Raw genomic sequence first — 24,572 nt, forward strand, 5'->3', positions numbered from 1 at the left:
GGGCATCATCATACTATCAAAGCTCCTATCGCGGGAGAGGGGGTAGATCGAAGTGAAATAGAAAAATTTGTGCTCAATTTAAGATGAAATCTTGTCTAAAAAACTTTAGGGACGTTGCCTACCAACAAATTAAAAACAAAGACATTCTTGCTGGCGTTTCATCGGCAAAGATATATAGCGATTCGTTTTTGTAATATATCGGCAGAAATGTTTGCCAAAAATAGGCCACCGCCTATAAATTATAAAAGAGAAACAATGGGAAGAAAGATATGGATATCCTGGGATTAATCAAGCAAAGACGCGCCGTACGTGCGTATTCTGGAAAAGAAGTGCATGAAAAAGATATAGAAAGTATCCTTAAAGCCGGTCAATATGCACCAAGCCCTTTAAATTCGCAGCCTTGGCATTTTACCCTGATCAGAAATAGGGAAAATCTGCGTGCGTTAGCTGAGAAAACCCGCCACGCCTCCTTTCTTAGCCATGCACAACTTTTAATACTGGTCACAGTCGATACAGAAATTAATATTGATCCATGGTTAAAACAACATAACCAGCATATTTACAGCGCTGCTGCAGCCATGCAGAACATGTGGCTAGCAGCGCAAGCTCTTGGGATCGGCTGTTGCTGGGTAACTCTTGATGATTTTTTTACCCGTGAGCGCATAGCACTTCCCAAAGAACACGCTCTTATTGGTGGACTGGCTTTGGGATATCCGCAAGAAAGGCTCAAACCGCACGCAGAAGAAGATAGAAAACCTTTATCCCAGTTAACATCCTTTGAGCAATTCAGTTTAGAAAACTGTGAAACTGAAAGCTGTTTTACCTGCCTGAAACTCGTTCCCAAATCAGCGGCAAATTCTTTTGAGGGCGAAGATTATGTTCGATATTTTTGCGGTAATGACTGCTATGCAGAATGGAGGAAACGAACTGAAAAATGGCTGGATGAAGAAAATTAGCATTCTATGTTTGCCACATACCATTTATTGATGGTTTTAATATGGTTTTAGCGAAGGACGCAGCGAAGCTGCTTCTTCAATTTCTGCCGAAAAATCTTTTTTATCTTTAAGGCCATGTGCACTCAGTTCTGCCTCGGTATCGACAGGCCCTAAGTTAGCCTTTAAATTTTTTTCCACCTCAAGCGGCATGTCATTTGCATCGATGTTAAATTCAACACTGTCTTTTACCTGCATTTCACGCACAACGCCTTCGTTATATTCAACTGGCAAAGGCACATCATTAGGCACATTGGCTTCATTCTTTGTATGCAAGTTTTTTGCATGGTTAGTCATTAACTGAATTAATGCTTTTGGATAGGCAGGAATGCTCATGACAACTCAAATTTAACACACATGGTAAAATTATAGAACAAAATGAAAATAGATACTAGGGATCATAAAAAAATACAGCACAAGGCAGCAATACAATAAACATTTTCATCGTATAAGGTTATAGTACTTGCAATCGAGGTTTGGCGAGTATTGCATGGATTCAAAATTAACAAAACCCTTAATCCTCATAACAGGCGCAAGTTCTGGCATTGGTGCGAGTGCTGCAAGGCTATTCGCGCAAGTGGGTTTTCCACTGGGATTACTAGCGAGGAATATTCACGCTTTGCATGCATTAAATCTAAAAGAAAGCATCTGTATTGAAACCGATGTGACCGATTTTAATGCATTCCAGCGCGCAGTACAGCAAGCCGAAGAAAAGTATGGACCTGTTGATTGCCTGATTAACAATGCGGGATTTGGTAAAACAGGCGATTTCGATACTCTGACACAGCAAGAGCATGAACGCATGGTGCACGTGAATTTGCTGGGTGTGATTCATGGCATGGAAACTGTATTGCCTGGCATGAAATCGCGCCGCTCTGGTACTATTATCAACATCAGCTCACTGGCCGATCGGCACTCACGGCCGCAGCTGGCAACTTATGCCGCTAGCAAAGCAGCGGTAAAAAGCTTGAGTGAATCCTTAAGAGCAGCCTATGCAAAATTCGGCATTCGAATTTGCAATTTTTCGCCAGCGAAAGTGAAAACGCCTCTGTTAATGCAATCGGACTTGCACGATGAACAAGTTATTCCTGTTGACGAGATTGCAAAAATGCTGCTTTGGATTTATGAACAACCAAAAAGTATTTGCATACGCGATATCGTCATTGCACCGACTTATTACGAAGCATGAAAGCAAGAACTTGCTGCAATCCTTCGCGAAAGGTTGGGTATTGCAATGTCACTTGCAACTCTTGCTTAATCTTACTGTTCGAAACCCGGCGATTATTGGCATAAAATTCCTTTTCCATTGGCGATAAACCAGCCTTCTCAACAGCAAGCAAAGGCAGCGGCGGCTGATGCAGTAAATAAGCGGCATAAGCATCGACCAGATGCGAGGGGGCAGGTTCATCATCCGCCACATTATACATTGAGAAAGGGCTTATGGCATGCATGGAGGCAATCAATATAGAAACTATGTCTTCCACATGAATTCTTGAAAATACCTGCCCTTTTTTAAAAATACTATAGGGTTTTCCGGCTCGTATTCTTTCCAGAGCACTTCTTCCCGGCCCATAAATTCCAGCTAATCTAAATATCTGCAATGGCAGCTGATTTTTCTCGGCAAACTGTATCCAGTCTTTTTCTGCATTGAGCCTTAAACGACCATGGCCACTTTGTGGGATACAGGGTGATCGTTCATCCACCCATTGCCCGTCATAATTTCCATAAACTCCAGTTGAAGAAAGATAACCTAACCATTGAATATTGCTGGAATAATGTGCAAGCAAACTTCCATACTTTGTTAAAACGCAATCCCCCCCCGCAGCGACCGGCGGGATGCAAACTAAAATATGAGTTGCCTGTGCCAAATATTTTTCTATATCCATCGCTGCAAAATCCAGCAATTGCCCCTTTAAGTTGGCGTCAAGGATCTTCTCCTGGCATCGGGTAGTTCCTGCAACTTCAAACCCCAAAGCATGCAGCTTTACCGCTAAACATTGTGCGGTGTAACCAAAACCAAAAATAAAAAATACCGGATGCATAACACTTGTTTCCAAATCATCGTTTCATCATTAAGGCGACAGCCGCCTCTTTAGCCAATTACAACCATGAAGCTCATATTCCCAAACATCGGACAATTCATCCAGACGATAGGCGTATAATACAAAGCGCCTGGGTTTCACAAAAACACCACAATAATCGGTACTGAAAGGAACCGGGTTATTTGAATATTTTTGCTCAAGTTGCAATTGTATGTTTTGCAGAATTTGTTTGTTGTCTATTGCTAATCCTGAGGAAGGGGCGTAACTGCAAAAACGCAATTGCGCCCACTTTGGATAAGTGTCCCAATAACGTTTATTATCTTCAATAGACAGCAACCCTGCTTCGCCTTCAATTATCACTTCTCTTTGGAAACGCTCAAACCAAAACGTGAGCGCTACTGCGCTGCAGGCATTGATTTCTGTAACTTTTTGCGTTCTTTTTTGAGTAAAGAAAATTATTTTATCTTCTTGTATGTCACGGATAGCCACAACACGTGCACGCGGTTTACCGGAAATATCTACAGTCGACAATACGGCATGTTGAGCATAATTTGCTCCGGCAACTTTTTCTTCCTCAAGCCATAATGATAATAAGTGAATTGGATGCACCATAAAACCAGCTTAAATACGCTCGTCTAAACCGACTGAATTACCCAATCCAGCAAGATTTTATTAAACAACTCAGGCTCCTCAAGCTGCGGTGTATGGCCGCTTTGTTCAAACACCCGTATCGTCAGGCGAGAAAAGCGATCGCGTACTGCTTCCCAAAAGTAAGGAGGATTCCAATAATCATAACGTCCCAACCCTAAAAAAATAGGGCATTGCAAAACATCAAGATTTTTAGTGATATCCAGTGTGGGAAAACATTTTCCCCACACTTCTGCAAACATTTCAGGAATGATATGCACTCCTTCCCATAAAGGGGTGGCATCATAATCAGCTTGATACCAAAGCATCGGGCTAAACGCGAGCAGGCGGGCAATAAATTCCGGCCTTATTTTAGCTTTTATTTCTTCTTCCAATATAGCCAACCGTTGCGCCAGTAAATATTTACGCCAGGGGCAGACGGATTCTTCAAAACCGCGGTTGGCAGCTTCAACGCTGCTTAATTTCGCATCAGGACTAACGGCGAGTAAAATTAAATGCGATACACGCTCTGGAAATTGCTTGGCGTACTCCAGGGCAAAATAAGCGTGCCCCGAATGCCCAAGCAACAACAGTTGTTCTAACTGTAAATGCTTGCGCATCGCTTCGATATCGGCAATTAGCTTTTGCAAAGAAAAATCCTGCGGATTATAGGGCTTGGTTGCTTGGCCAAAACCGCGGTGATCCATAAAAATAAATTTAAAATGCTTATATAAAGAACCGGAAAAGGTCCTGGGATAATACACATGACTGCCGATAACCAGTAAAGGTTTACCTTCACCAACTGTGGTATAGCCAAGTTTAAATCCATCTACTTCAATTGTTTTGTTCAAGCTGTATTTACCCTTTCAGTAAGACCACAAAATCACTTAACTAAATTATATGCAATTAATAAAAGAAAGGCATCGCGATTCTGCAAGAAGACTACTGACATAAATTGTCAGCCCTCCCTATTAAAATAAATTCACCTTAATAACAGGACAAACCTATGAAGCGTAATTGGCTAGCTGTTGCTGCTGCCGAGCATGTGCGGGTAGGACGTCAATTGGGTTTCATGCAAGTCTGCCACGGTAAAAAAGCACCTTTATTGCGCCTGCACCCGCATGATTGGGTCGTTTATTATTCCCCAACCGTTACTTTTCGCGGCAAGGATAAATTACAATCGTTTACTGCCATAGGCTCAGTCAAACCAGGGGTACCTTATCAAGTCGACATGGGAAATGGCTTTTGCCCGTTTCGGCGTGACGTTCTTTGGTTTGACGCGCAAGAAACATTTATTGCACCGCTTTTAAATCAATTGGATTTCACGCAAGGTAAAAAGAATTGGGGATATCCATTTCGTTTTGGGCTCTTTGAGCTTAGCGAACATGATATGCAGCAAATAGCACAAGCCATGCAACACAACCACAAAACGCAAGGAGAATAATGATGTCAAATACAAAACCCATCCTGCAACAAATTGCGGGCTTTACTATTACAGGGTTTAGCGTAAGAACCTGCAATCGTGATGAATTTGATCCTGGCAAAGCTAAAATACCAGCCATCTGGCAGCAATTTTATGCTAGTGATTTAGCCGGAAAAACCCCTGCCTTTGGCGTTTATGCGGATTATGAATCCGACGCCAACGGCTTTTATACATTAACTGCAGGGATTGCTGAGAATATTGTTGCCAATGCATTGAATTCGGTTAATATTCAGTCCGGTAATTATCTTGTCTTTAAAGATACAGGCCCTATGCCAGCTACGGTGATTGCAGCATGGCAACAAATTTGGGATTATTTTGCTGGCAAAACCAATCACAAACGTAATTTTTTAAGCGACTTTGAAGCATATACTGCCCCCAACGAAATTAGCATTTATATTGGCGTTGACGCATAAACTATTTTCAATTAGCAAGGATTCCTGATGAAGCGATTTTCATTGATTCTGCTTGGTTCGATTTTATTGCAAGTGGCTCAAGCAGAGACAGTCTCATCCAAACGCATCACGCAATTTTCTAATAAACAAGTGAATGTTTGGAAAACTATCATTTACCCCTCATCGGCACAGCAGTTGGCCATGCATCGTCATGAGAATAATCGCGTGTTGATTGCACTGAGCGACGGGCTTCTAAAAATTACAAACGATAAAGGGAAAATCCACTATCTGCAACTTAAAAAAGATACGGCTTATTTTCTGAAAAAAGACATCGCCAATGAATTACATTCTGATGAAAACATCAGCAATCATCCAGTTAAAGTCATGGTAATTGAGTTGAATGAATGAATTTACCGGCTTATCAGCCGGTTATTGCCAAAGATAGCTATGATCAAATCTTTTATCTTAAAATTTTATTTATTTCTTTAAAGCCATTCCAACGGTAATTTATCTCCTAACTACCTGGTTACATGTGGCTCCTAAAGATTTTTTTTGCGACGGTTTACCTACATCCAGGCGGACATTTTTAACTCCTTGAAAGCTGCGAATGGTATGGTATCGGTTATAATGCACGCTCGTTATTTATTAAAATTTTTTCATGAAAGAACTTATACTTGCGACTGGTAACGCTGGCAAAATTGCAGAATTACAATCCCTGCTAGCTCCGATACATTGTATTACGCAACAATCCTTAGGCATCGACGATGCTGAAGAAACGGGCTTGAGTTTTATTGAAAACGCCATTCTTAAAGCCCGCCACGCAGCGGCAGAGAGCCATAAACCAGCGCTTGCAGATGATTCAGGTTTGGTCGTCCCCATTCTTGATGGACAACCAGGCATTTATTCAGCCCGCTTTGCAGGGCCACATGCCGGCAGTGAAGACAATATTGCATTACTGTTAGAAAAGCTGCAGGGGATCCCTGAAAAACAACGGGGAGCTTATTTTTATTGCGCCATTGCCTTGGTAAAACATGCAAAAGACCCTACCCCGTTGATTGCAACCGGCAAGTTTTTTGGTTTTATCACGTTAGAACCTAAGGGAAGACAGGGATTTGGGTATGATCCAGTGTTTTACGTACCGCAATATCAATGCACGGTCGCCGAACTGCCTGCTAAAATTAAGAATGAAATAAGCCATCGTGCCTTAGCATTGCGCTCGCTACTTGCCAACTTAGGCGATATTTAATTTTCACTCATCGGACATTGCCAAATGAATGCGGACATAAGTTCCCTTTTTGCCGAAGCTTACCGTTTCCAGCAAAAGAATGAATTATCAAAAGCGATAGAACTCTATGAGCAAATCTTAAACTTAACGCCTGGGCACCTTGATGCCCTGCATTTTTTAGGATTAGCCCATGCGCAACTGGTCGATATGCCCAAAGCCATTGAATATTTCTTAAAAGCCTTAAGCTTGAATCCCGATGACGCCACGTTACATAACAATCTCGCCAATGCCTATAAAAAATCAGGATGGTTGGATAAAGCCGTGCAGCATTATCAGCAAGCGCTGCAACTAAAACCCGATTATGCGCAGGCACATAATAATTTGGCGGCAGTATATGCCCTGCAGCAACAATACCAGCAAGCATTAAACCATTATCGTCTGGCTGTACACGCTGAACCTGATTTTGCTGCTGCGCACTATAACTTAGGTTTACTTTTACTCAGGCAACAAGAACTTGCCGCAGCTAAAAAGCAATTTACGAATGTTATCAATCTAAATCCAAACCACGTGGATGCGCATTTTTATTTAGGCGTGCTGGCTCTTGCAAAAGACGGCCTGGAGGAAGCTGAAGCTGCATTTCAAACTGCCTTGAGTATTGATGATGAACATGTGGAAACTTTGGTCAACATGGGTGTTATCGCCCTAAAGCGGAAACAGGCGCAAGTGGCAATTGATTATTTCACCAAAGCTCTGGCTTTAAACATTGATCACCTGGATGCACGCAATAATCTTGCCGCGACATTCATGCATCATGACCGTTTCGAAAATGCCTTGATGCATTACGATGTGCTGCTTAAACAAGAGCCTGATAACATTGAATATTTATATAATGCAGGGGTTGCGCAAATGACTTTAGGGCATTTGCAAGAAGCGATTGCCCATTTTGAACGCATCCTTGAATTAAACGAAAATCACTTTGCCGCATTAAATAATCTGGCCGCTATTTACATTCGTTTGGAACAACGCGAGCAAGCCATCAATTATTTAAAACGGGCAGTAGCTGCCAATCCACACGATGCGGCCAGCCAATTCATGTTAAGTGCTTTGACCGGTAGTGAAAAACAGCCAAAACCAAGCCTTAATTACATAAGCAATCTTTTTAATAATTATGCGCTTTATTATGACCAACATGTACAAGGCGTGCTGCAATATTCCCTGCCGCAACATATAAGCCGCGTGCTGCATCAATTGCATGTTTTAAACGTCGAGAAAGCGTTGGATTTAGGGTGTGGAACCGGGTTAAGCGGCAGCGTTTTGCGGGAAATAAGTCAACACCTCACTGGTGTTGATGTGGCTGCAAAAATGCTGGAACAAGCGGAATGCAAAGGGATTTATGATGAATTGGCTGCTGCCGATTTGCTTACTTTTCTAAAGAAAGACAACCAGATTTATGATCTGGTGGTGGCCGCGGACGTATTGCCTTATTTCGGCGATCTGCAACCTTTGTTCAAACAAGTGGGTCAACACTTGCACAAACAAGGCATATTTTTATTCACCACGGAAAATTGTGCAGAGGATTCCTGGAGGCTTCAGGAAAGTGCCCGCTTTTGCCATCATCCTGATTACATCGCCTCATTATGCAAACCATACGGCATGCAGCTTATCCATCAAGAAAATATTACTGGACGCCACCAGCATAAACAACCTTTGACCATGACTCTCTATGTAGCCAAGCTTGTCTAGAATGGAATTTCCAATTGCGGATCGATTGTGTGAATGGAGGCTTTAAATAACCTTTGGATTTCACTAAGGCTTGCCTCATCTTTGGCTTCGAAACGCACCACCAGGCAAGGTGTGGTGTTGGATGCACGGATCAAGCCCCAACCATCTGCAAATTCAACGCGTAAGCCATCGATATCAATAACGTGCGCGCCTGGAAAAGAAGCGTGCTGTTTAAAAAGCTCCATGAAGCTGAACTTTTTATCTTCAGCGATAGGAATTTTAATTTCAGGCGTATTGATGCTGTTTGGAATTGCTGCAAATTGTTCACTTACAGATTGCACGGACTGGCTTAAAATTTCCAGTAAACGGCAAGCACTGTAAATTGCGTCATCGAAGCCATACCAGCGATCCTTAAAAAAGATATGGCCACTCATTTCCCCTGCGAGTAATGCATTTTCTTGCTTCATTACCCCCTTTACGATGGAATGCCCTGTTGGGCACATCTTCGCGCTTCCGCCCGCTTGTTTAATGATCTCGGCCAAGTGGCTGGAGCATTTTACATCGTAAACGATTGTAGCTTGTGGAGAGCGTTTCAGTACGTCCAGAGCATAAAGCATCATCAGACGATCAGGCCATATCAGTTCGCCACAATCGGTGATGACACCCAAGCGGTCAGCATCCCCGTCAAATGCCAACCCCATATCGGCGCGATGCATGGCCACAGCAGTTTTTAAATCATGCAAATTGCTTTCCACAGAGGGATCAGGATGATGGTTGGGGAAGCGTCCGTCCACTTCACAATATAAGGGTATGACTTCACATCCTAACTGCTCGATGATATATGGCGCAATAAGCCCGGCAATGCCATTTCCGCAATCCACTACGACTTTGAATGGGCGGTGCAACTGCACATCACTGATGATGCGTTCACGGTATTGTGTGAGAATATCCAGTTCCTCGACCCGTCCCTTTCCGGCTATGCATACTCCTTTATTGTGTAAAGCATACAGGGTGTCGATATCGGCATTCGCCAACGTTTTTCCAGCCAAGACCATTTTTATGCCATTATAATCGGCCGGGTTATGGCTGCCGGTTACCATGAGGCCACAATCAGTAGGATAATGACACGTGGCGTAATACATCACCGGCGTGGGTACTGCCCCCAGATCAATGACATGCATGCCGCTTTCCAATAAACCTGTTTTTAATGCCGCAGCCAATCCCGGGCTGGTCAGGCGCCCATCGCGCGCCAGGAAAATACTGCCGCGCTCAAGCTCTTGCAGACGACAGGCAATTGCCTTACCAATACTGTAATAAGCATTTTCATCTAATTGTGTACCCACAATGCCGCGAATGTCATAGGCGCGAAAAACACTGCGTTCTATGGCTTTGTATTGGTAATTCGGCCGTATTTGCATCAATTTCTCCCGGAACTACCGAAACCGCCCTCGCCGCGAGACGTTTCGCTAAATGAATTTACAAGTTTGAAATCCGCTTTAACAATGGGTAAAAAAACCAGTTGTGCGATGCGTTCACCAGGATTAATGGTGAAATGCTCTTGATTGCGATTCCAGCAAGAAATTTTTAATTCACCTTGATAATCCGAATCAATAAGACCAACTAAATTGCCTAAAACAATACCATGTTTATGGCCCAGTCCTGAACGCGGTAAAATGACCGCCGCCAAGTTTGGATCAGCAATGTATATGGCAATGCCGGTAGGAATGAGAATGGTTTCTTGTGCGGCCATTTGCAAGGGGGCGTCAATGCATGCCCGTAAATCCAAACCGGCTGAACCGGATGTCGCATAAGTTGGCAATGGGATTGTATCGCCTAGGCGCGAATCCAGAATTTTTAATTGAATGGTGTGTTCCATATAATCCTCATGTCATAAAATCCGTACAAAATGCGTCCTCTTCGCTTTATAATGCGGCATTTTGCAAGCTTGCAGCAAGGATTGCAACAATTTGCCCTGCAATTCTTGCTTTGTGGGTGAAGGGTAAGACTTTTTGCGTTTCAGAGGTCAGTACCGTCACTTGATTATCGTCACTATCAAAACCAATGCCAGCACCTACTTGGTTGGCTATAATCATATCCAATTGTTTATTTTTTAATTTTTCTTTCGCATGGATGATGACATCATTTGTTTCCGCCGCAAAACCAATGACAAATTTAGCCTTTTTGCTCGCGGCAATTGCTGCGAGAATGTCCGGGTTTAACGACAGATGACACGTCAAGGAAGTCTGTTCGTTTTTTTTAAGTTTTTTAACCGATGGGGTTTCTACACGATAATCAGCCACTGCGGCCGCGCCTATAAATATCATTCCTGGCTCAAAATGCTGCGTCACGGCTGCAAACATTTCCTGTGCTGATTCAACACCAGAAAACCGCACCCCCACCGGTGGTTGCAGAGCAGTCGGGCCGCTTATCAAAAGAACTTCCGCCCCCGCCATGCATGCCGCTTGTGCCAGAGCATAGCCCATTTTGCCTGAGCTGCGGTTGGTTAAATAACGCACTGGATCAATTGCTTCCCGCGTTGGCCCGGCAGTGATCATAATTTTTTGCCCTTGCAGCAAATTTCTAAGCGGATAAAACCGCAGTGCGGTAATGATATTCTCCACTTCGCTCATCCGGCCAAACCCTTCTTCACCGCAGGCCTGCATGCCTTCCTCAGGACCAATAATCATAGCCCCGCGCTGGCTTAACAATGCGCAATTCTCCTGGGTGGCAGGATGTTTCCACATGCTGCGGTTCATCGCAGGACAAACCAATACCGGCGTTTCCGCAACCAAATACAAGGTGGACAGCAAATCATCCGCCAAACCATGCGCCATTTTTGCCAGACAATTTGCCGAGGCCGGGGCAATGAGCAGCAAATCTGCCCAGCGCGCCAGCTCAATATGCCCCATGGCTCGTTCGGCTTGTGGATCAAACAATTCTGAACGCACTTCATTGCCGCTGAGCGCTTGCAAAGTCATGGGTGTAATAAATTGTTTGGCCGACTCGGTCATCACCACCCGCACTTCGGCTCCCAAACGGGTTAGCTCCCGTATCAGGTAGGCTGATTTATAAGCGGCGATCCCACCGCAAATACCAAGGATAATCTTTTTATTTTCAAAATCTTGCATGATGATCTGTTTCGGATTAAAAATACTGCTTATGCTTTGCATGGTAGGCAAAGTATATGATCAAAACATCAACCTCGCTATAAAGGAATTATCATGACCAACCACGACCTCGCCCGCGGCTTGCGCGTGCGCGAAAAATTACTCTTATGCGGCGCGCAAAGCCTGGCCGACATTGAGTTGCTCGCGGCTTTTATCAGTTCTGGCAGTCCTAAAAAATCCTGCATGACATTAGCTCAGGATTTATTGACACATCTAGGCGATTTGCGTTCTTTGCTCAATTGCGATTTGCATGCATTCAAACAAATCGCAGGGCTTGGGATGGTGCGCTACGTACAATTGCAAGCAGCGAAGGAAATGTGCCGTCGCAGCGATTTTATCAGCCTGCAAAAAAATTTCGCGCTAACAAATTCAAATCAAACTTATGCCTATTTAAAACGGCAATTGCGCGATAAAAAAAATGAAACATTTGCAGCCCTCTTCCTGGATAGCCAACATCGCATCATCACTTATGAAGAATTATTTACCGGCACCATCAATTCAGCAACCATACATCCTCGCCCAATTATCGAGCGCACGTTGCAGCTAAATGCTGCAGCCCTTATTTTAGCGCACAATCACCCATCCGGCTTATCGGACGCCAGCGATTATGATCTTGCTGTGACAGCAAAACTACAATGCGCGCTGGAACTTATTGATACGCGGTTATTGGACCACATCGTAGTAGGCGATAACGAAATCTATTCTATTATGAATGCCATGAAATGGACGTGTCATTAAACGAGACAGCAACACCTGTGTATCTCCTTGGCACATTTACGAGATAAAGACATACCATGGCGTGACATCTTGAAAAGAAACGCATGGCCATGCTGTTTAAATTTTCCGAAACTATTACTACACTATGCAAACACCACTTAAGGAGAATTAAAATGGAACGGAAAGCAACAGCGCACTGGCAGGGCGGGTTAAAAAATGGAAAAGGGACTCTTTCATCAGCAAGCGGGATTCTTGCAGATACGCCTTACTCATTTCACGATCGTTTCGAAGAAGGTAAAGGCACGAATCCAGAAGAATTATTGGCAGCGGCTCATGCCGGATGCTTTTCTATGGCCTTATCCGGTCAATTGGAAAAAGAAGGTTTGCAGGCAGATTCTATCAATACTAGCGCCGCCGTTACCCTTGAGAAAACAGACAATGGATTTGCCATTACGGCTGTGCATTTAACTTTAAACGCAGTCATACCCAATGCTACCCAGGAGACCTTTGAGCGAGCCGCCCGCAATGCGAAAGAAGGCTGTCCGGTTTCCAAGTTATTCAATGCCAAGATTACTCTTTCTGCCAAACTGGAAAACTCAAAATAGGCAAACAAAAGAAATAGTGAGCTTTAGCGTTCTTTTACGTACCGGCCTGGAGCATTGCAAATTGGTTTGTATCCTTTTTCGGGATTTCCAAGCCTTGGAGGAGAAATCTTTGTGCCCGAGTGAGCAGCAATCCATTCGTGCCATACTGGCCACCAAGAACCCGGGTGGCTGGATTGCTCTTCATACCAATCTTCGGGCGTTTTATAGTGAGAAGCCGCTTCGGTTTTACCAATTCGGTAACTGCGATTGTCATGCCCTGGCTCTGCAATGATACCGCCGTTGTGACCTTTATTCGTCAAAACAAACGTTATATCGGTCCATTTGGTGTAAAGATGTATTTTGTACACCGACTTCCAGGGGGCGATGTGATCTTTTTCCGTTGCCACAACAAAAAGAGGCAACCTGATGTCTTCCAAAGCGATTAGTTTTCCATCGATTTTATATTCGCCTTTGACAAAATCATTATCCAAATGAAAGTAGCGTAAATATTGGGCATGTAATTTATACGGCAGACGGGTAACATCCGAGTTCCATGCCAATAAATCCCTTAACGGCTGCCTTTCCCCCAGTAAATAGCGTCCAACCCCTTTAGACCAAATTAATTCTTTGGAACGCAATAACTCGAAAGCAGCAGACATTTGATCGCCGCGTAAATACCCTTGGGAAAACATGATGTCTTCCAGATAACAAAGTTGATTTTCATCAATGAAAGTCATCAACTCGCCCGCTTCTTCGAAATCTGTTTGCGCAGCAAACAAGGTTATCGTCTTTAAGTGGCGATTTTTATGACGAGCCATATAGGATGCCGCCATGGTTAATATAGTACCACCAATGCAATATCCAGTGGCATGAATTTGCTCTTGCCCGCTGATATCGGTCACTACATCCATCGCTTGCAAAATGCCTTTCTTTAAATAATCTTCCATACCGTAATTTCGATAATGTGCGTCTGGATTTTTCCATGAAATCATAAAAACGGTATGCCCTCTTTTCACCATGAAATCGACGAGAGAATTTTGTGGCGATAGATCAAGGATATAATATTTCATGATCCACGCCGGAATGATGAGCATAGGCTCCGGGTATACCATTTTTGTTTGGGCTTGGTATTGAATAAGCTCAAAAAGCTCATTACGGAAAACGACTTTACCTTTGGTGACAGCCACATCTTTACCGACAATAAAATTCTCGGTGCCTGCTATCCTTTCGCCTTTAAGATATCTCCAAAAATCTTCTTGCCAATTTTGCCAACCGTCAATTAAATTTTTCCCCTTGGTTTGCAACGTTTTTTTAATGACATCTGGGTTTAAAAAAATATTATTCTCAGGTGAAAACGCATCCAGCCATTGGTAGCAGACAAAAGAAATTAAATCCTCATGGTTTCTTGCGACACCGCGTATGTCGAGAGCTTCCCGCCACCATTCCTCAAGATTTAAAAAGCCCTGTGCAATGGCACAAAAAGGCCATGCTTTCCATTCATCGCTCTGAAACCGGTGCTTTAGCCGTTTATCTTTTATATCGAAACATGCCGTCTCTCGGACAAAAAGATATTCACTTACATTCTTATAAAAGTCTGCCAATTGTTTAAACGCAAGTTCCGCAAGCTCTAATCGCTTATTGGGGGCAATGGCAAGATGCGCTAGCCAATCGGTATAAGCCACTGTCAATGCAGCCGGAGACAAACCGGTAGTCATCATTCCCAGATTGGCATGAAAGATGCGGTCCAACAATTCAGCGCGTGTTTTTGCATCTTTTGCAAAGATAGCATCTTCCAAAGAAACCATCTGCTCTTTCATTTTCCCCATGATGGCAGCAAAATTTTCTTGAATGGCTTGAGCTCCCTTGGCGAACTGCTTATCAGTATCGCTCTTACGTCCTTGTTTCATAAGTATTTTCTCTTTTTTTATTTATTTAAATAGCGTAGCTGATGCTTTTATAAATTGACAGTTCAAGCCTTATTTGCAAAATATATACACATAAAGTAGTATTAATATACAAGAATTAATCAAGGAAGATGATGAAAAGATTCTTTTTAGTGATTTGCCTAACCACGGCTGCACTCACGCTCAGTGCCTGCGGATTTAATACAGGCTGCGATGTATGCGGAGGCAGTGCTTACAGTTTCAACTACGCAGCTCCGAGTTGTTGTGGCGGCACTCCCTGGTGATGCTTTATTGGCGAAGAAGCTTCTAACCAGCACAGGAACAATATGGCAGTTTTAGAGCTTCTTCCCATGCAAAATAACAGCCGATAAAACCAATAATTGACATGTAGAGAAAATATAATTCAATGATTGTGAGCTTGACATTTCTCACCTAAGCTTTAATTTAGCCTTGCCTTAATTTCTCATTCTTGTTTAATCACTGTTTCATTAAGAATTTAGATTCAAATTCATCTGCCGGCAAAGGCTTACTGAAATAAAACCCCTGCTGAATAGCACAACCAAGCTCACACAATAATTCAGATTGGGCTTTTGTTTCTACTCCTTCTGCCACCAATTCCAAATTAAGATTTTTTGCTAAAGTGATAATAGCTTTGATAATGCTGATATTTTTTTTATCGTCTGGAAGACTAGTTATGAAAATTCGATCAATTTTCATTGTATCAAGATGCAATTTATGCAAGTAATGCATGGAAGAATAACCCGTACCAAAATCATCCAAAGATAAACGGCAACCTAACCAGCTTAACTGGTTAAGGATCAAATTGCTTTCATCAAAATTGGCAATAAAAGCACTTTCGGTCACCTCGAACTCTAAATCCTTCGGACTAATGCCTGTTTGTTCAATAATGCGCTGGATGCGGTTTCCCAAATCTTTTTGCGTAAACTGCTTGGCGGTAATATTAAGCGCCAAGGTAGATAATTTATAGCCTTGTTTTTTCCATGTGTATAATTGCTTACAGGCTGCCTGCACCACCCATTCGCCTATGGAAAAAATCAAATTGGATTCTTCAGCCAAAGGCATGAATAAATCAGGGAAGAGAAGGCCGCGAGTGGGATGCTGCCAGCGGATTAAAGCTTCCGCGCCAACTAATTCTCCTTTTTTACTGTTTACCTTAGGTTGGAAGTACACAATAAATTGTTCTTCTTCCAGTGCTGTATGCATTTCCTGCATGAGTTGATTACGCTCGCGAATGCTTGTTTCCAATTGCGCCGAGAAAAAAACATAATTATTTTTACCCATTTTTTTAGCTTCATACATCGACATATCGGCAAATTTGAAAAGCTCATCGCTGGTTTTGCAATCATCAGGATAAAATACGATGCCAACGCTCGCCGATGCGTGATATTCAACTTCCCCAAGATAAAAAGGTCTCAAGAAAGAATGCAAAAGCGCTTCTGCAGCTTCCGTTGCTTTTTGTTTTGCAGTTTCCTTATTGGCTAAATCCCCCATCAATAACGTGAATTCGTCCCCCCCTATCCGGGCAAGAAGACCGTATTTGCCAATTACATTGTGCATGCGATGCGCAACTTTATTTAAAAAACGATCGCCCACGGCATGGCCCAGCGTATCATTAATATCTTTAAAATTATCCAAATCAATAAACATGAGAACGCAATGCTTGCCATAAAGCGATGCCCGTTCCAATGCCTGATTCATTTCGTCTCGCAAAAACAAACGGTTGGGTAAATTGGTCAAATCATCATAATGAGCTTGCCTGTATAAACGTTCTTCCCATTCTGCGTAGGTAAATGCGACGGCCGCCCGGTAAAAAATGTCAGCCAATTCTTCTGTGCGGCATTCCTTGAGCGCGGCTGCATTGGCAAATCCCAAACAAATGATGGCTACCGGCTGCGTACGATGCAGTATGGGAAAAATCAGCGTATGCTGCATATGATATTGCGCCAATACATTCAGATAACCCGGGGGATCTGCTTCGGCTAAATTTAAAATAATATTCTTATTAGCGCGCAACGCTTCAATTTCGCTATCGGAAATAAATGCTTTTTGAACTTTGGGTATTTCATAGACAGGAGAATCAATCATCAATTGCATGGCATGTTCATCGTCCCGCTCCAGTACACCTAATATCAATAAATCATAATCCACCAACTCATCCAATTCTTTAAAAATGATGTGCAATATTTCTTCGGCGTCTTGCGTGGACAAGATAGCCTGGTCCAGGGAAGACATAATGGATAATGTTTTAAACTGATGTTGCAAACGCTTGGACATTTTATTAAATGCTTCCGCCAGCTCCTCGAATTCATCATTACTTTTTACAGTCACCATCGGCGTAAAATCACGCCTGGCAACTCTGCGGGTGGCTTTGCTCAATTCTTCCAGAGGCACTAAAATGCGGCGAATTTGAGCTTGACTTAACAACATGCTTAAAATCAATGCAAAAAGAATGGTAGGGAGAAAAATTAAATATAATTTTTGCGCCTGCAAAAAAATATTTGTTTCAGGTTCTGCTAATACGACCAGCCATTTACCACTGTGCAGGCGCTCTCTTAAGAATAAATGCCAGTAGCCCACCAGGTAATTTCGGTCATTAAAGCTCCAGGTAAAGGTTCCTGTATCTTGGTTTGCCATATATTGCGATAACTGTGGAGGCACAGAAGTAGGGCTATTGGTATAAACCACTTGCCTGTCATAATTTAAAACCCAAATCAATGCACCCGGGTGTAAATCAAAATTCCAATCTAATTGCACTTCGCCAATTAAAAAATGCCCGAAGTCTACTTTATGAACCAAGAGTACTTGTTTATCCCCGCTGTTTGGCACGTTACTCAAGCTTATCCAGGTACCATGCAGAGGTAGGGCCGGCATTTTCTTAGGCAAAGAAAGTAGTTTCCCTTTTAACGAAACCGGCTTCGTATCAAGATTCATTACAGTAAGTGCGGTAAAATCCGGAGCTAATTGCGCCCAATGCCCACTCTTTGCAGGCAGCTTTTTTTCAGCTAATGCCGTTTCCAAACCGCGCCCTAATAAATTTATCTGACTTTCCAGATTAAATAATTGGCCAATCAATTGCATCCCCATATTTTTAACATCCTGGCGCAATTGCATATGACTTTTTTCTTTAAGTTGGCGATCCATTTGCATGAATTGAAAAAGCGCAAGTAAGATGACAGGAATTAATGCGGAAACGACGAACAGCAAAAAAATTCTGCGGGCAACACGACTGTGAAAGAATTTTAATTCAATTTTCATCGTTAACCTTAATTAATAATTTTCGCCTAATCCCACATAGCTGCCATTATTTGCACGAATGACATCATCTTCGCTAACTTCTGAAGTAAGTGATAAATCCGTCTTACCATCTTCTCCCATACTGTAGAGATCATAATCTGAATTCAAAGGGTACAAATTTTTATCTTTACGCGTTTTAGGGTTATTTCCCTTATCTGGTAAACTTGCAATATTTAAGTACTGATAAGGGTGTCCCCAAGGATCAAGTTTGTTGTTCATATTTATTTCGGTAAGGCTCGCAGGATATTTATAGCCATTGTCAACATAATAATTTTCTATGGCTGTTTCTATTTCTTTAATATCCGCAATTGTGCGATCAATTTTTGTTCGATAAGAAGATTGTTGATAGATGGGAGTCACAATGAGAGCTAACGTAGCCACCAGGGCAAAAACCAGTAAAATTTCAAACAAAGTAAAGCCCAGGCCCGACTGAGGGATGAAAACTGTTTGACTATCCTTGGAATAAATTTTCATTACATAGGCAGCAATTTAACCGTTTTATCATATAATTGTATACAAATTATGCAAAATGAACCAATTTCAATGCCATAAATTTTTTATTTTAAAACGCATATCATCCGTACGGCACAGCAAATAAGAGTTGTTTTATTCTCATGAAAATTGCTATAAGGTACACATACGGCAATGGATATCATTATGAACGCACTGTTTCATCTGGCTTTCCCGGTGCATGATTTTGCACTGGCCAAACAGTTTTATCACCAGCAGCTTGGCTTTGCATTGGGACGAGAATCAGCGAGTGCATTAATTTTTCAATTCGGCCCGCACCAAATCGTCGCGCATAAAGTGGACGCACCACTTGCAGAGCAAGGCAGCATATATCCTAGACATTTTGGCTTAATCTTTCTTGAGAAAATAGAGTTTAATCTGTTCATTGAACGAATAAATACGCAAAAAATTTCTTTTGCAATCCCTTTAAAAACCCGATTTGCTCATTCTAAAATTGAACACCAAAGTTTCTTTCTGCAAGATCCAAGTAATAATTTACTTGAGTTTAAATATTATACTCACCCTTCCGCTATTTTTGGTGAAAAAGAAGACAACCGCATTGGGGAATAAGGTCAATAACCTTTAAAAGGATATTATTTTGTCGGCTGCTATGTTTAAAAATAAAACCCATCACCTTGTCTTTGGCCATTTTTTAGCTGCTTTGTTATTTACCATGGATGTGGAGGCAATTTCAGTGCCTGCCATAAAACCTCCCAGCATTAATAATTTTGCCTTAGGTGAATCGCAACAGCCAGGCCCTTTTTTCTCATTTGGGCAAAATATTATCAATAAAAATCAACTGCAATTTTTTTTAGAAACCAACTATCTTTCCAGCACGACCCAGAACCTGCTCACTGTAGTTCCTGCTTTCTTGTATGGCATAACTGATAACGCATCCATTCTTGTCAATATTCCGGTCGCAGCAAACTATAGCGCACAAGACAGCCGTTCATCAGGGATAGCCGATGCATCCATTCAAGGGGAATATGCGTTTTACAATGCAAATAATGCTAAAGCCAGCAAACAAGCCACCGTTGTAGCAGCAATTAGCGCTCCCACGGGCTCTCTTAAAAAAAATCCACCGACAGGATTTGGCGCACCAAGCTATTTTTTGGGTACCACTTATAATGAAATGTTTGTTGATTGGTGGTGGTTTGCCTCGCCCGGGGTTTTATTGATTGAAGCATCCGACAATGCCCATTTGGGTACACAATACTGGTATCAAACGGGTTTAGGTAAAAATCTTTACAGCGCTTCCAACCGTTATATTTTTTCAGCGCTGCTGGAATTGGACGGCCAATACAGCGAAAAAGATAAAATTTTCGGCCAGTATGCCGGTGGAAATATTGTTTATATCACTCCTTCAGTCTGGTTTTCCACGCAAAAATTCACCGCGCAGCTTGGAATTTCCATACCAATAACCCAGCATTGGAATGGTGAGCAAGGTACAACACATTATTATGCTGCGTTGCTTCTGGGCTGGACTTTTAATTAATTCACCCGGATGCCCATGCAATAGCTTGTCAGGGATAATGGCAAATACACATCCTATATTTCCTGTCGATATATCGAGTTACGAAACGTTCGCTTAGTTTACTTACTTCATGTTTATTTTTTATGCAATTTATTTTATAATTTATTACAACATTACGGCGAGGTTTATTTGATGATTGAAGGCCCTTATTGGTGTGTTGAAGCAAAAGCCTGGTTACGTTTTAATATAGAAAATAACGAAGCTGTTGCTGAAATGGCAAACATAGATCCCAGCAATACCTCGTTAACCACAGCCTGGAAGCCTGCGCCTGAAGGCATTTGGCATGTGTATAATGCTGAGAGTAAAACCCATCAATATTTTTCCTTAAACAATAAAACCTTATACCGAGCACAAACGAATAAATTGTCGCAACGTACTGAAACGGCAAAATTTCACAACAACTCCTTCCAACGTACAGCCGAAACTCCATTTGCAAATTATGTTTTTTCTATGGAAAAACCTCCCCTACCGCTGCCATTAACTCCGGAAGAACAAGCGGACATAGGGAAAAACCAGCAAACGGAAAATTTAAAGGATAATCTAAGCCCAAATACCGTATGCATTGAAGGCCCTTATTGGTGTGTTGAAGCAAATACGTGGTTACGTTTTAACATACAAAACAACCAAACTGTTGCTGAAATGGCCAATATAGATCCCAATAATTCTTTTTTAACTACAGCCTGGAAACCAGCGCCTGAAAGTTTTTGGCATGTATATGATCCAGAAAGCAAAATTCACCAATATTTTTACCTAAACAGTCAAACTTTATACAAGGCACAAATGAGCAAGTTGACGCAACGCGCGGAAACGGCCAGACTCCACAATGGTTCGTTCCAACGCACAGCTGAGACTCCCTTTGCAACTTATGCTTTTTCCACAAAAGAACCGGAACTACCGCTGCCATTAACCCCGGAAGAACAAGCCGAGAGATGGAAAAAGCTGCAATCAGAAAATTTATATTTACAGCATTACTTTAACCAAAACACCGTATTTGCTGAGAATCAACAGTATGATTTGGCAAGTTCTTTACCAGCTGCTTTAGTTAATTTTAATATAAAGGAATTTGCCACTTATGAAGAATACTTGCTCGCGCTTCGTAACATTATCCGCAACGAAAATCATATCCATCATCGCAGTTTAACAGAGCAAGCTGCAAGAACAATAGATTATTCGACTCTGGAAAATACTGAGCTAAAAACTAACTGGCAATTAAAAAAACAATTTTTTTTGGACGTGTTAAAGGCAATTTTTCATTTTATCCAAAGGCAATTTGAACCAGCACCCAATGCCGAAAGCCCTTCTGCAAAATTTTTAACTTTGATTTCATTCCAGGACGCCATCATCAGCGCCCAGGAAAAATATGCAGAATGGTATAGTGGCCATGCAACACACCGCGGTTCTAATGGTTTTTTTACCCGGGTACGTCACGGCGCTTATGGCCAACAACGTGCCACTGCTTTGTTAAATCAAGTACTGGAACAAACCTCCTTACCCGCTGCCGTAAAACTGGTGAATGATTTTCTGACGGATGACAAAACACGTTATCACGTGCACTCTTTTGCTTCCTTTCTTCTAGATGAGTTAACGCAGTTTGAAAACAGTTGCTGGTTTGGATTGGCATGCAATGAAAAAAGACATTATTCCAAGGAAGATGTGCAGGCGCGTGTCGATGCACCAAACTCCGTGACTTTATCCATATAGGCAAGAATTCCTTTGAATTTGCAATAATCACTGGAACCTAAGCTATAATTTTCACTCAATAACTAACACGAGAAAAATTATGACGCATGGCATACCTGCTGGATATCACACCATCACCCCAACTATCATGTATAAAAATACACAAAAAGCCATTGAATTTTATGCAAAAGCTTTTGACGCTGAATTATTGGATGCATTCCACAACCCCAATGGTAACGGTATCATGCATGCCAGTATAAAAATTGGAAATTCAATTCTTATGCTGGGCGATGAAATGCCAGAAAACAGTAATTGCTCGCAGAGCGCGGAAACCCTTGGAGCATCACCTATTAGTTTATACATTTATGTAGCCGACGCCGACAAAGTATTCGAGCAGGCTGTTTCTGCCGGCGCTCAAGTTACCATGCCGCTATCAGACACATTCTGGGGTGATCGGGCAGGACAAGTTCGCGACCCGTTCGGTTATGCATGGATGATTGCGACTCATATTAAAGACTTATCCCAGGAAGAAATTAAAAAAAACGCAGAAGAATTCTTTGCATCAATGCAAAATTAATTCCACCATAACCCGCAGCAAGATGCGGGTTTACTCCAAAAATCAAGGAGCCTATTATGCCGATACGCACAGCAAATAATAGACAGATTTATATTAATTTACCCGTAAAAAATTTACAGCAAACCATAGGATTTTTTACCCAATTAGGCTTTGCCTTCAATCCCCAATTTACCGATGAAAATGCCACCTGCATGATCATCAGTGACAGTAGTTTTGTCATGCTTTTACAAGAAAATTTTTTTAAAAGCTTTATCCCGGCGCATGAACTTGCCAATGCAGATAAAAGCAAAGAAGTTTTAGTTGCCTTGTCGCTAGAAAGTCGCGCTGCAGTAGACGATATGATTGATAAAGCCATAGCTGCAGGCGGGAAAGAATACAGGCCAATGCAAGATCAGGGCTGGATGTATGGCCGCGCTTTCCAAGACATTAACGGACATGTTTGGGAGCCATTTTTCATCGACATCAGCGCTATGCCAGAAGAAATGAAGTCTGTTTGATGCAAGCGTTTGTAGTTATTCATACCAATTCAATTTTACTAACTTTTATTTTCGGATCATCATAAATACAATTCGCCTTAGGATTTAAAATATGTCTATTCTGTATCAATACTCACACTTTTTAGCCGTATCGAAAGGTTGTTACGATGGCGGCTTATCCATAAAAGAATTAAAAAAGCACGGTAACCTTGGACTTGGCACATTTCATGCGCTGGATGGTGAGTTGGTCGTTATTGACAATCAATTTTACCATTGTGCAAATGGGCAAACCCGCCTTGCCGAAGATAGTGAATTGCTGCCATGGGCTGCCATAGCAAATTTGGGAGCCGGACGTTCTTTTACCATAAAAAATATTGTATCAATTGAAGAATTGCAGAGCGTATTATTAGCGCATGTACCGACAAAAAACTATCCCGCAGCATTACGCATTAAAGCGCATGCCGCTAATATTGCCTTGGGCAGCGTCCCCAAACAAACCAAGCCTTATAAAGCCATTTCAGCAATTATTGAGGATTCAATTTTAATTAATACGGGCGAAATCACGGCGGACTTAGGGGGCTTTTATACTCCAGAATTTATGTTTCCCATGAAAGCAAAAGGAATTCATTTGCATTTTGTTGATGAAAACAGACGTATTGGCGGACACGTTTTAGAATTGCAACTCATTTCTGCAGAAATTTACTGGCAGCAACTTACCGCCATAAATATCATTTTCCCGCAAGCTGATGAATATAAAAATGCAAATTTATCACTTGCTGACAATCTGCCTAAATTTGAGGATAAGCTTAACCAGTAAGTAGACATCATTCCTTATTGAGCATAAAAAATTAGAAAATCGCTGGTAACTGATGAATTCAAAGCAATTATTGAGATGTGATTCATGAATCTATTACACCAAATTCACGTAGAGGCATGGAAAAATAAGAGCGAATGAATTTAATTGATTACCAGGTATTCGAACAAGCATTACGGCTCTATATTATCGAACAAACACAGACTAAGACTAAAGCTTATCAAAAGAATGTTTATTCGAACTTTAAAAGAAGCAGAGCTTTTGTGAATGCAAAAGGTAAAAACCCAAACTATTGTAGTTAAATGTCTGACCATAACCTATTTGCACCGAACAAATTGATTACATTTTGTCACCAACTAAGTAATAGTTAAATGAACAAAGCTGAATTAAGGAAAGTGGCAATTACTCTCTCCTTTCAATAAATATCCAGGTTATTTATTTTAGATGCTTCCATGCATTTAAACAGCGCTGAGTTTTTGCTTCATCCTTAGCGTGGAATAAATAATTAGAATATTACCCAAAGGATAACCTGAGGAACAAATAGCAAAACCTAATCAGTATGATATAGGTACAATATAGGTAAGTTTTGTACCTATAACAACGAGTACACTATAGGTACAAGAAAAGTATAAATTATACCTATTATAAAATATACTAAATAATAATTATGTATCTTAACTGGATTTAAATTGTAAACCTCCCCTTATTAGTGCCAACCTAAACTAGAGTTTTCCGACTTATTTTTAATCAACTTGTAATCAAATGGTGACAAGTCTCCCAGTGATTCATGCGGTCTTTCTTCGTTATATTC

At 41.7% G+C, this 24,572-nt stretch carries 25 protein-coding genes; 15 read left to right on the forward strand and 10 right to left on the reverse strand.

Translation table 11 applies throughout. From position 1 onward, the window contains the following. The first annotated feature begins 269 nt into the window (after window positions 1-269). A complete protein-coding gene (locus ELY11_RS10730; protein ID WP_127033439.1) occupies window positions 270-956 on the forward strand; it encodes a DUF3330 domain-containing protein in 687 nt (228 codons plus the stop codon). 36 nt (window positions 957-992) lie between these two features. Here the strand turns inward: ELY11_RS10730 and ELY11_RS10735 are convergent, their stop codons facing one another. Further along, window positions 993-1,328 (reverse strand): hypothetical protein, encoded by a 336-nt coding sequence (locus ELY11_RS10735; protein WP_127033441.1) that lies wholly within the window; start codon window positions 1,326-1,328, stop codon window positions 993-995. Window positions 1,329-1,482: 154 nt separating this feature from the next. Between ELY11_RS10735 and ELY11_RS10740 the strand changes: the two genes are divergently transcribed. Beyond that, window positions 1,483-2,181 carry an SDR family oxidoreductase gene (locus ELY11_RS10740; protein WP_126954697.1) on the forward strand — a complete coding sequence of 233 codons (699 nt, stop codon included), beginning with the start codon at window positions 1,483-1,485 and terminating at the stop codon, window positions 2,179-2,181. Here the strand turns inward: ELY11_RS10740 and ELY11_RS10745 are convergent. Genes ELY11_RS10745 through ELY11_RS10755 form a run of 3 tightly spaced genes read right to left on the reverse strand, consistent with a single transcriptional unit; the run spans window position 2,153 to window position 4,512 of the window. Then, entirely contained in the window at window positions 2,153-3,034 is an 882-nt protein-coding gene (locus ELY11_RS10745; protein ID WP_127033442.1) for an SDR family oxidoreductase, read from the reverse strand. The genes ELY11_RS10740 and ELY11_RS10745 overlap by 29 nt on opposite strands. A gap of 30 nt (window positions 3,035-3,064) precedes the next feature. Next, window positions 3,065-3,646, reverse strand: coding sequence for a pyridoxamine 5'-phosphate oxidase family protein (locus tag ELY11_RS10750; RefSeq protein ID WP_127033444.1), 582 nt, complete (start codon window positions 3,644-3,646; stop codon window positions 3,065-3,067). 23 nt (window positions 3,647-3,669) lie between these two features. Further along, complete coding sequence (locus ELY11_RS10755; RefSeq protein WP_127033445.1) at window positions 3,670-4,512, reverse strand: alpha/beta fold hydrolase; 843 nt, start codon at window positions 4,510-4,512, stop codon at window positions 3,670-3,672. A 155-nt stretch (window positions 4,513-4,667) separates the two neighbouring features. On the opposite strand from ELY11_RS10755, the gene ELY11_RS12520 reads away from it, so the two are divergent. The 5 genes from ELY11_RS12520 to ELY11_RS10775 all read left to right on the forward strand — a co-directional run bounded on the left by ELY11_RS12520 (window position 4,668) and on the right by ELY11_RS10775 (window position 8,504). Next, on the forward strand, window positions 4,668-5,105 hold the full coding sequence (locus ELY11_RS12520; RefSeq protein WP_199737804.1) for an EVE domain-containing protein: 438 nt from the start codon (window positions 4,668-4,670) through the stop codon (window positions 5,103-5,105). Further along, window positions 5,105-5,557, forward strand: coding sequence for a GyrI-like domain-containing protein (locus ELY11_RS12525; protein WP_199737807.1), 453 nt, complete (start codon window positions 5,105-5,107; stop codon window positions 5,555-5,557). The genes ELY11_RS12520 and ELY11_RS12525 overlap by 1 nt, the downstream gene beginning before the upstream one ends. Window positions 5,558-5,584: 27 nt before the next feature. Beyond that, a complete protein-coding gene (locus tag ELY11_RS10765; RefSeq protein WP_126954693.1) occupies window positions 5,585-5,944 on the forward strand; it encodes a cupin domain-containing protein in 360 nt (119 codons plus the stop codon). A 250-nt stretch (window positions 5,945-6,194) separates the two neighbouring features. Then, the gene (gene rdgB, locus ELY11_RS10770; RefSeq protein ID WP_127033447.1) at window positions 6,195-6,782 is read left to right on the forward strand and encodes an RdgB/HAM1 family non-canonical purine NTP pyrophosphatase; all 588 of its coding nucleotides are present in this window, start codon (window positions 6,195-6,197) and stop codon (window positions 6,780-6,782) included. Window positions 6,783-6,806: 24 nt separating this feature from the next. After that, a complete protein-coding gene (locus ELY11_RS10775) occupies window positions 6,807-8,504 on the forward strand; it encodes a tetratricopeptide repeat protein (RefSeq protein ID WP_127033449.1) in 1,698 nt (565 codons plus the stop codon). Here ELY11_RS10775 and ELY11_RS10780 read toward each other — a convergent pair. Genes ELY11_RS10780 through coaBC form a run of 3 tightly spaced genes read right to left on the reverse strand, consistent with a single transcriptional unit; the run spans window position 8,501 to window position 11,611 of the window. Next, on the reverse strand, window positions 8,501-9,901 hold the full coding sequence (locus tag ELY11_RS10780) for a phosphomannomutase/phosphoglucomutase (RefSeq protein ID WP_127033451.1): 1,401 nt from the start codon (window positions 9,899-9,901) through the stop codon (window positions 8,501-8,503). The two genes, ELY11_RS10775 and ELY11_RS10780, sit on opposite strands and share 4 nt — an antisense overlap. Next, window positions 9,901-10,359 carry a dUTP diphosphatase gene (dut, locus tag ELY11_RS10785; RefSeq protein WP_127033452.1) on the reverse strand — a complete coding sequence of 153 codons (459 nt, stop codon included), beginning with the start codon at window positions 10,357-10,359 and terminating at the stop codon, window positions 9,901-9,903. Before dut ends, ELY11_RS10780 begins: the two co-directional genes overlap by 1 nt. A gap of 46 nt (window positions 10,360-10,405) precedes the next feature. After that, window positions 10,406-11,611, reverse strand: a complete 1,206-nt coding sequence (gene coaBC, locus ELY11_RS10790) for a bifunctional phosphopantothenoylcysteine decarboxylase/phosphopantothenate--cysteine ligase CoaBC (protein ID WP_127033454.1) — start codon at window positions 11,609-11,611, stop codon at window positions 10,406-10,408. 90 nt (window positions 11,612-11,701) lie between these two features. Here coaBC and radC point away from each other — a divergent pair, with 90 nt between their 5' ends. Continuing rightward, a complete protein-coding gene (gene radC, locus ELY11_RS10795; protein ID WP_371923173.1) occupies window positions 11,702-12,388 on the forward strand; it encodes a RadC family protein in 687 nt (228 codons plus the stop codon). A gap of 152 nt (window positions 12,389-12,540) precedes the next feature. Further along, entirely contained in the window at window positions 12,541-12,972 is a 432-nt protein-coding gene (locus tag ELY11_RS10800) for an OsmC family protein (protein ID WP_126954686.1), read from the forward strand. Between the two features lie 23 nt (window positions 12,973-12,995). On the opposite strand, the gene ELY11_RS10805 is transcribed toward ELY11_RS10800, so the two are convergent. The 3 genes from ELY11_RS10805 to ELY11_RS10815 all read right to left on the reverse strand — a co-directional run bounded on the left by ELY11_RS10805 (window position 12,996) and on the right by ELY11_RS10815 (window position 18,644). After that, window positions 12,996-14,858, reverse strand: coding sequence for a PHA/PHB synthase family protein (locus ELY11_RS10805; RefSeq protein WP_233579837.1), 1,863 nt, complete (start codon window positions 14,856-14,858; stop codon window positions 12,996-12,998). A 474-nt stretch (window positions 14,859-15,332) separates the two neighbouring features. After that, entirely contained in the window at window positions 15,333-18,131 is a 2,799-nt protein-coding gene (locus tag ELY11_RS10810) for an EAL domain-containing protein (RefSeq protein WP_127033456.1), read from the reverse strand. Window positions 18,132-18,143: 12 nt separating this feature from the next. Beyond that, entirely contained in the window at window positions 18,144-18,644 is a 501-nt protein-coding gene (locus ELY11_RS10815) for a prepilin-type cleavage/methylation domain-containing protein (protein ID WP_126954684.1), read from the reverse strand. A gap of 183 nt (window positions 18,645-18,827) precedes the next feature. Between ELY11_RS10815 and ELY11_RS10820 the strand changes: the two genes are divergently transcribed. The 6 genes from ELY11_RS10820 to ELY11_RS10845 all read left to right on the forward strand — a co-directional run bounded on the left by ELY11_RS10820 (window position 18,828) and on the right by ELY11_RS10845 (window position 23,764). Continuing rightward, a complete protein-coding gene (locus tag ELY11_RS10820) occupies window positions 18,828-19,250 on the forward strand; it encodes a VOC family protein (protein ID WP_126954683.1) in 423 nt (140 codons plus the stop codon). A gap of 28 nt (window positions 19,251-19,278) precedes the next feature. Next, a complete protein-coding gene (locus ELY11_RS10825; RefSeq protein WP_233579839.1) occupies window positions 19,279-20,175 on the forward strand; it encodes a hypothetical protein in 897 nt (298 codons plus the stop codon). A gap of 171 nt (window positions 20,176-20,346) precedes the next feature. Next, a complete protein-coding gene (locus ELY11_RS10830; protein ID WP_126954682.1) occupies window positions 20,347-21,915 on the forward strand; it encodes a hypothetical protein in 1,569 nt (522 codons plus the stop codon). 79 nt (window positions 21,916-21,994) lie between these two features. Continuing rightward, window positions 21,995-22,471, forward strand: a complete 477-nt coding sequence (locus ELY11_RS10835) for a VOC family protein (protein ID WP_127033457.1) — start codon at window positions 21,995-21,997, stop codon at window positions 22,469-22,471. A 56-nt stretch (window positions 22,472-22,527) separates the two neighbouring features. Beyond that, a complete protein-coding gene (locus ELY11_RS10840; protein ID WP_127033459.1) occupies window positions 22,528-22,968 on the forward strand; it encodes a VOC family protein in 441 nt (146 codons plus the stop codon). Window positions 22,969-23,059: 91 nt separating this feature from the next. After that, complete coding sequence (locus ELY11_RS10845) at window positions 23,060-23,764, forward strand: acetolactate decarboxylase (protein ID WP_126954679.1); 705 nt, start codon at window positions 23,060-23,062, stop codon at window positions 23,762-23,764. The last annotated feature ends 808 nt before the right edge of the window (window positions 23,765-24,572 follow it).

This window comes from Legionella septentrionalis (genome assembly GCF_003989745.1).
In the GTDB taxonomy this organism is placed as follows: Bacteria; Pseudomonadota; Gammaproteobacteria; order Legionellales; family Legionellaceae; genus Legionella_A; species Legionella_A septentrionalis.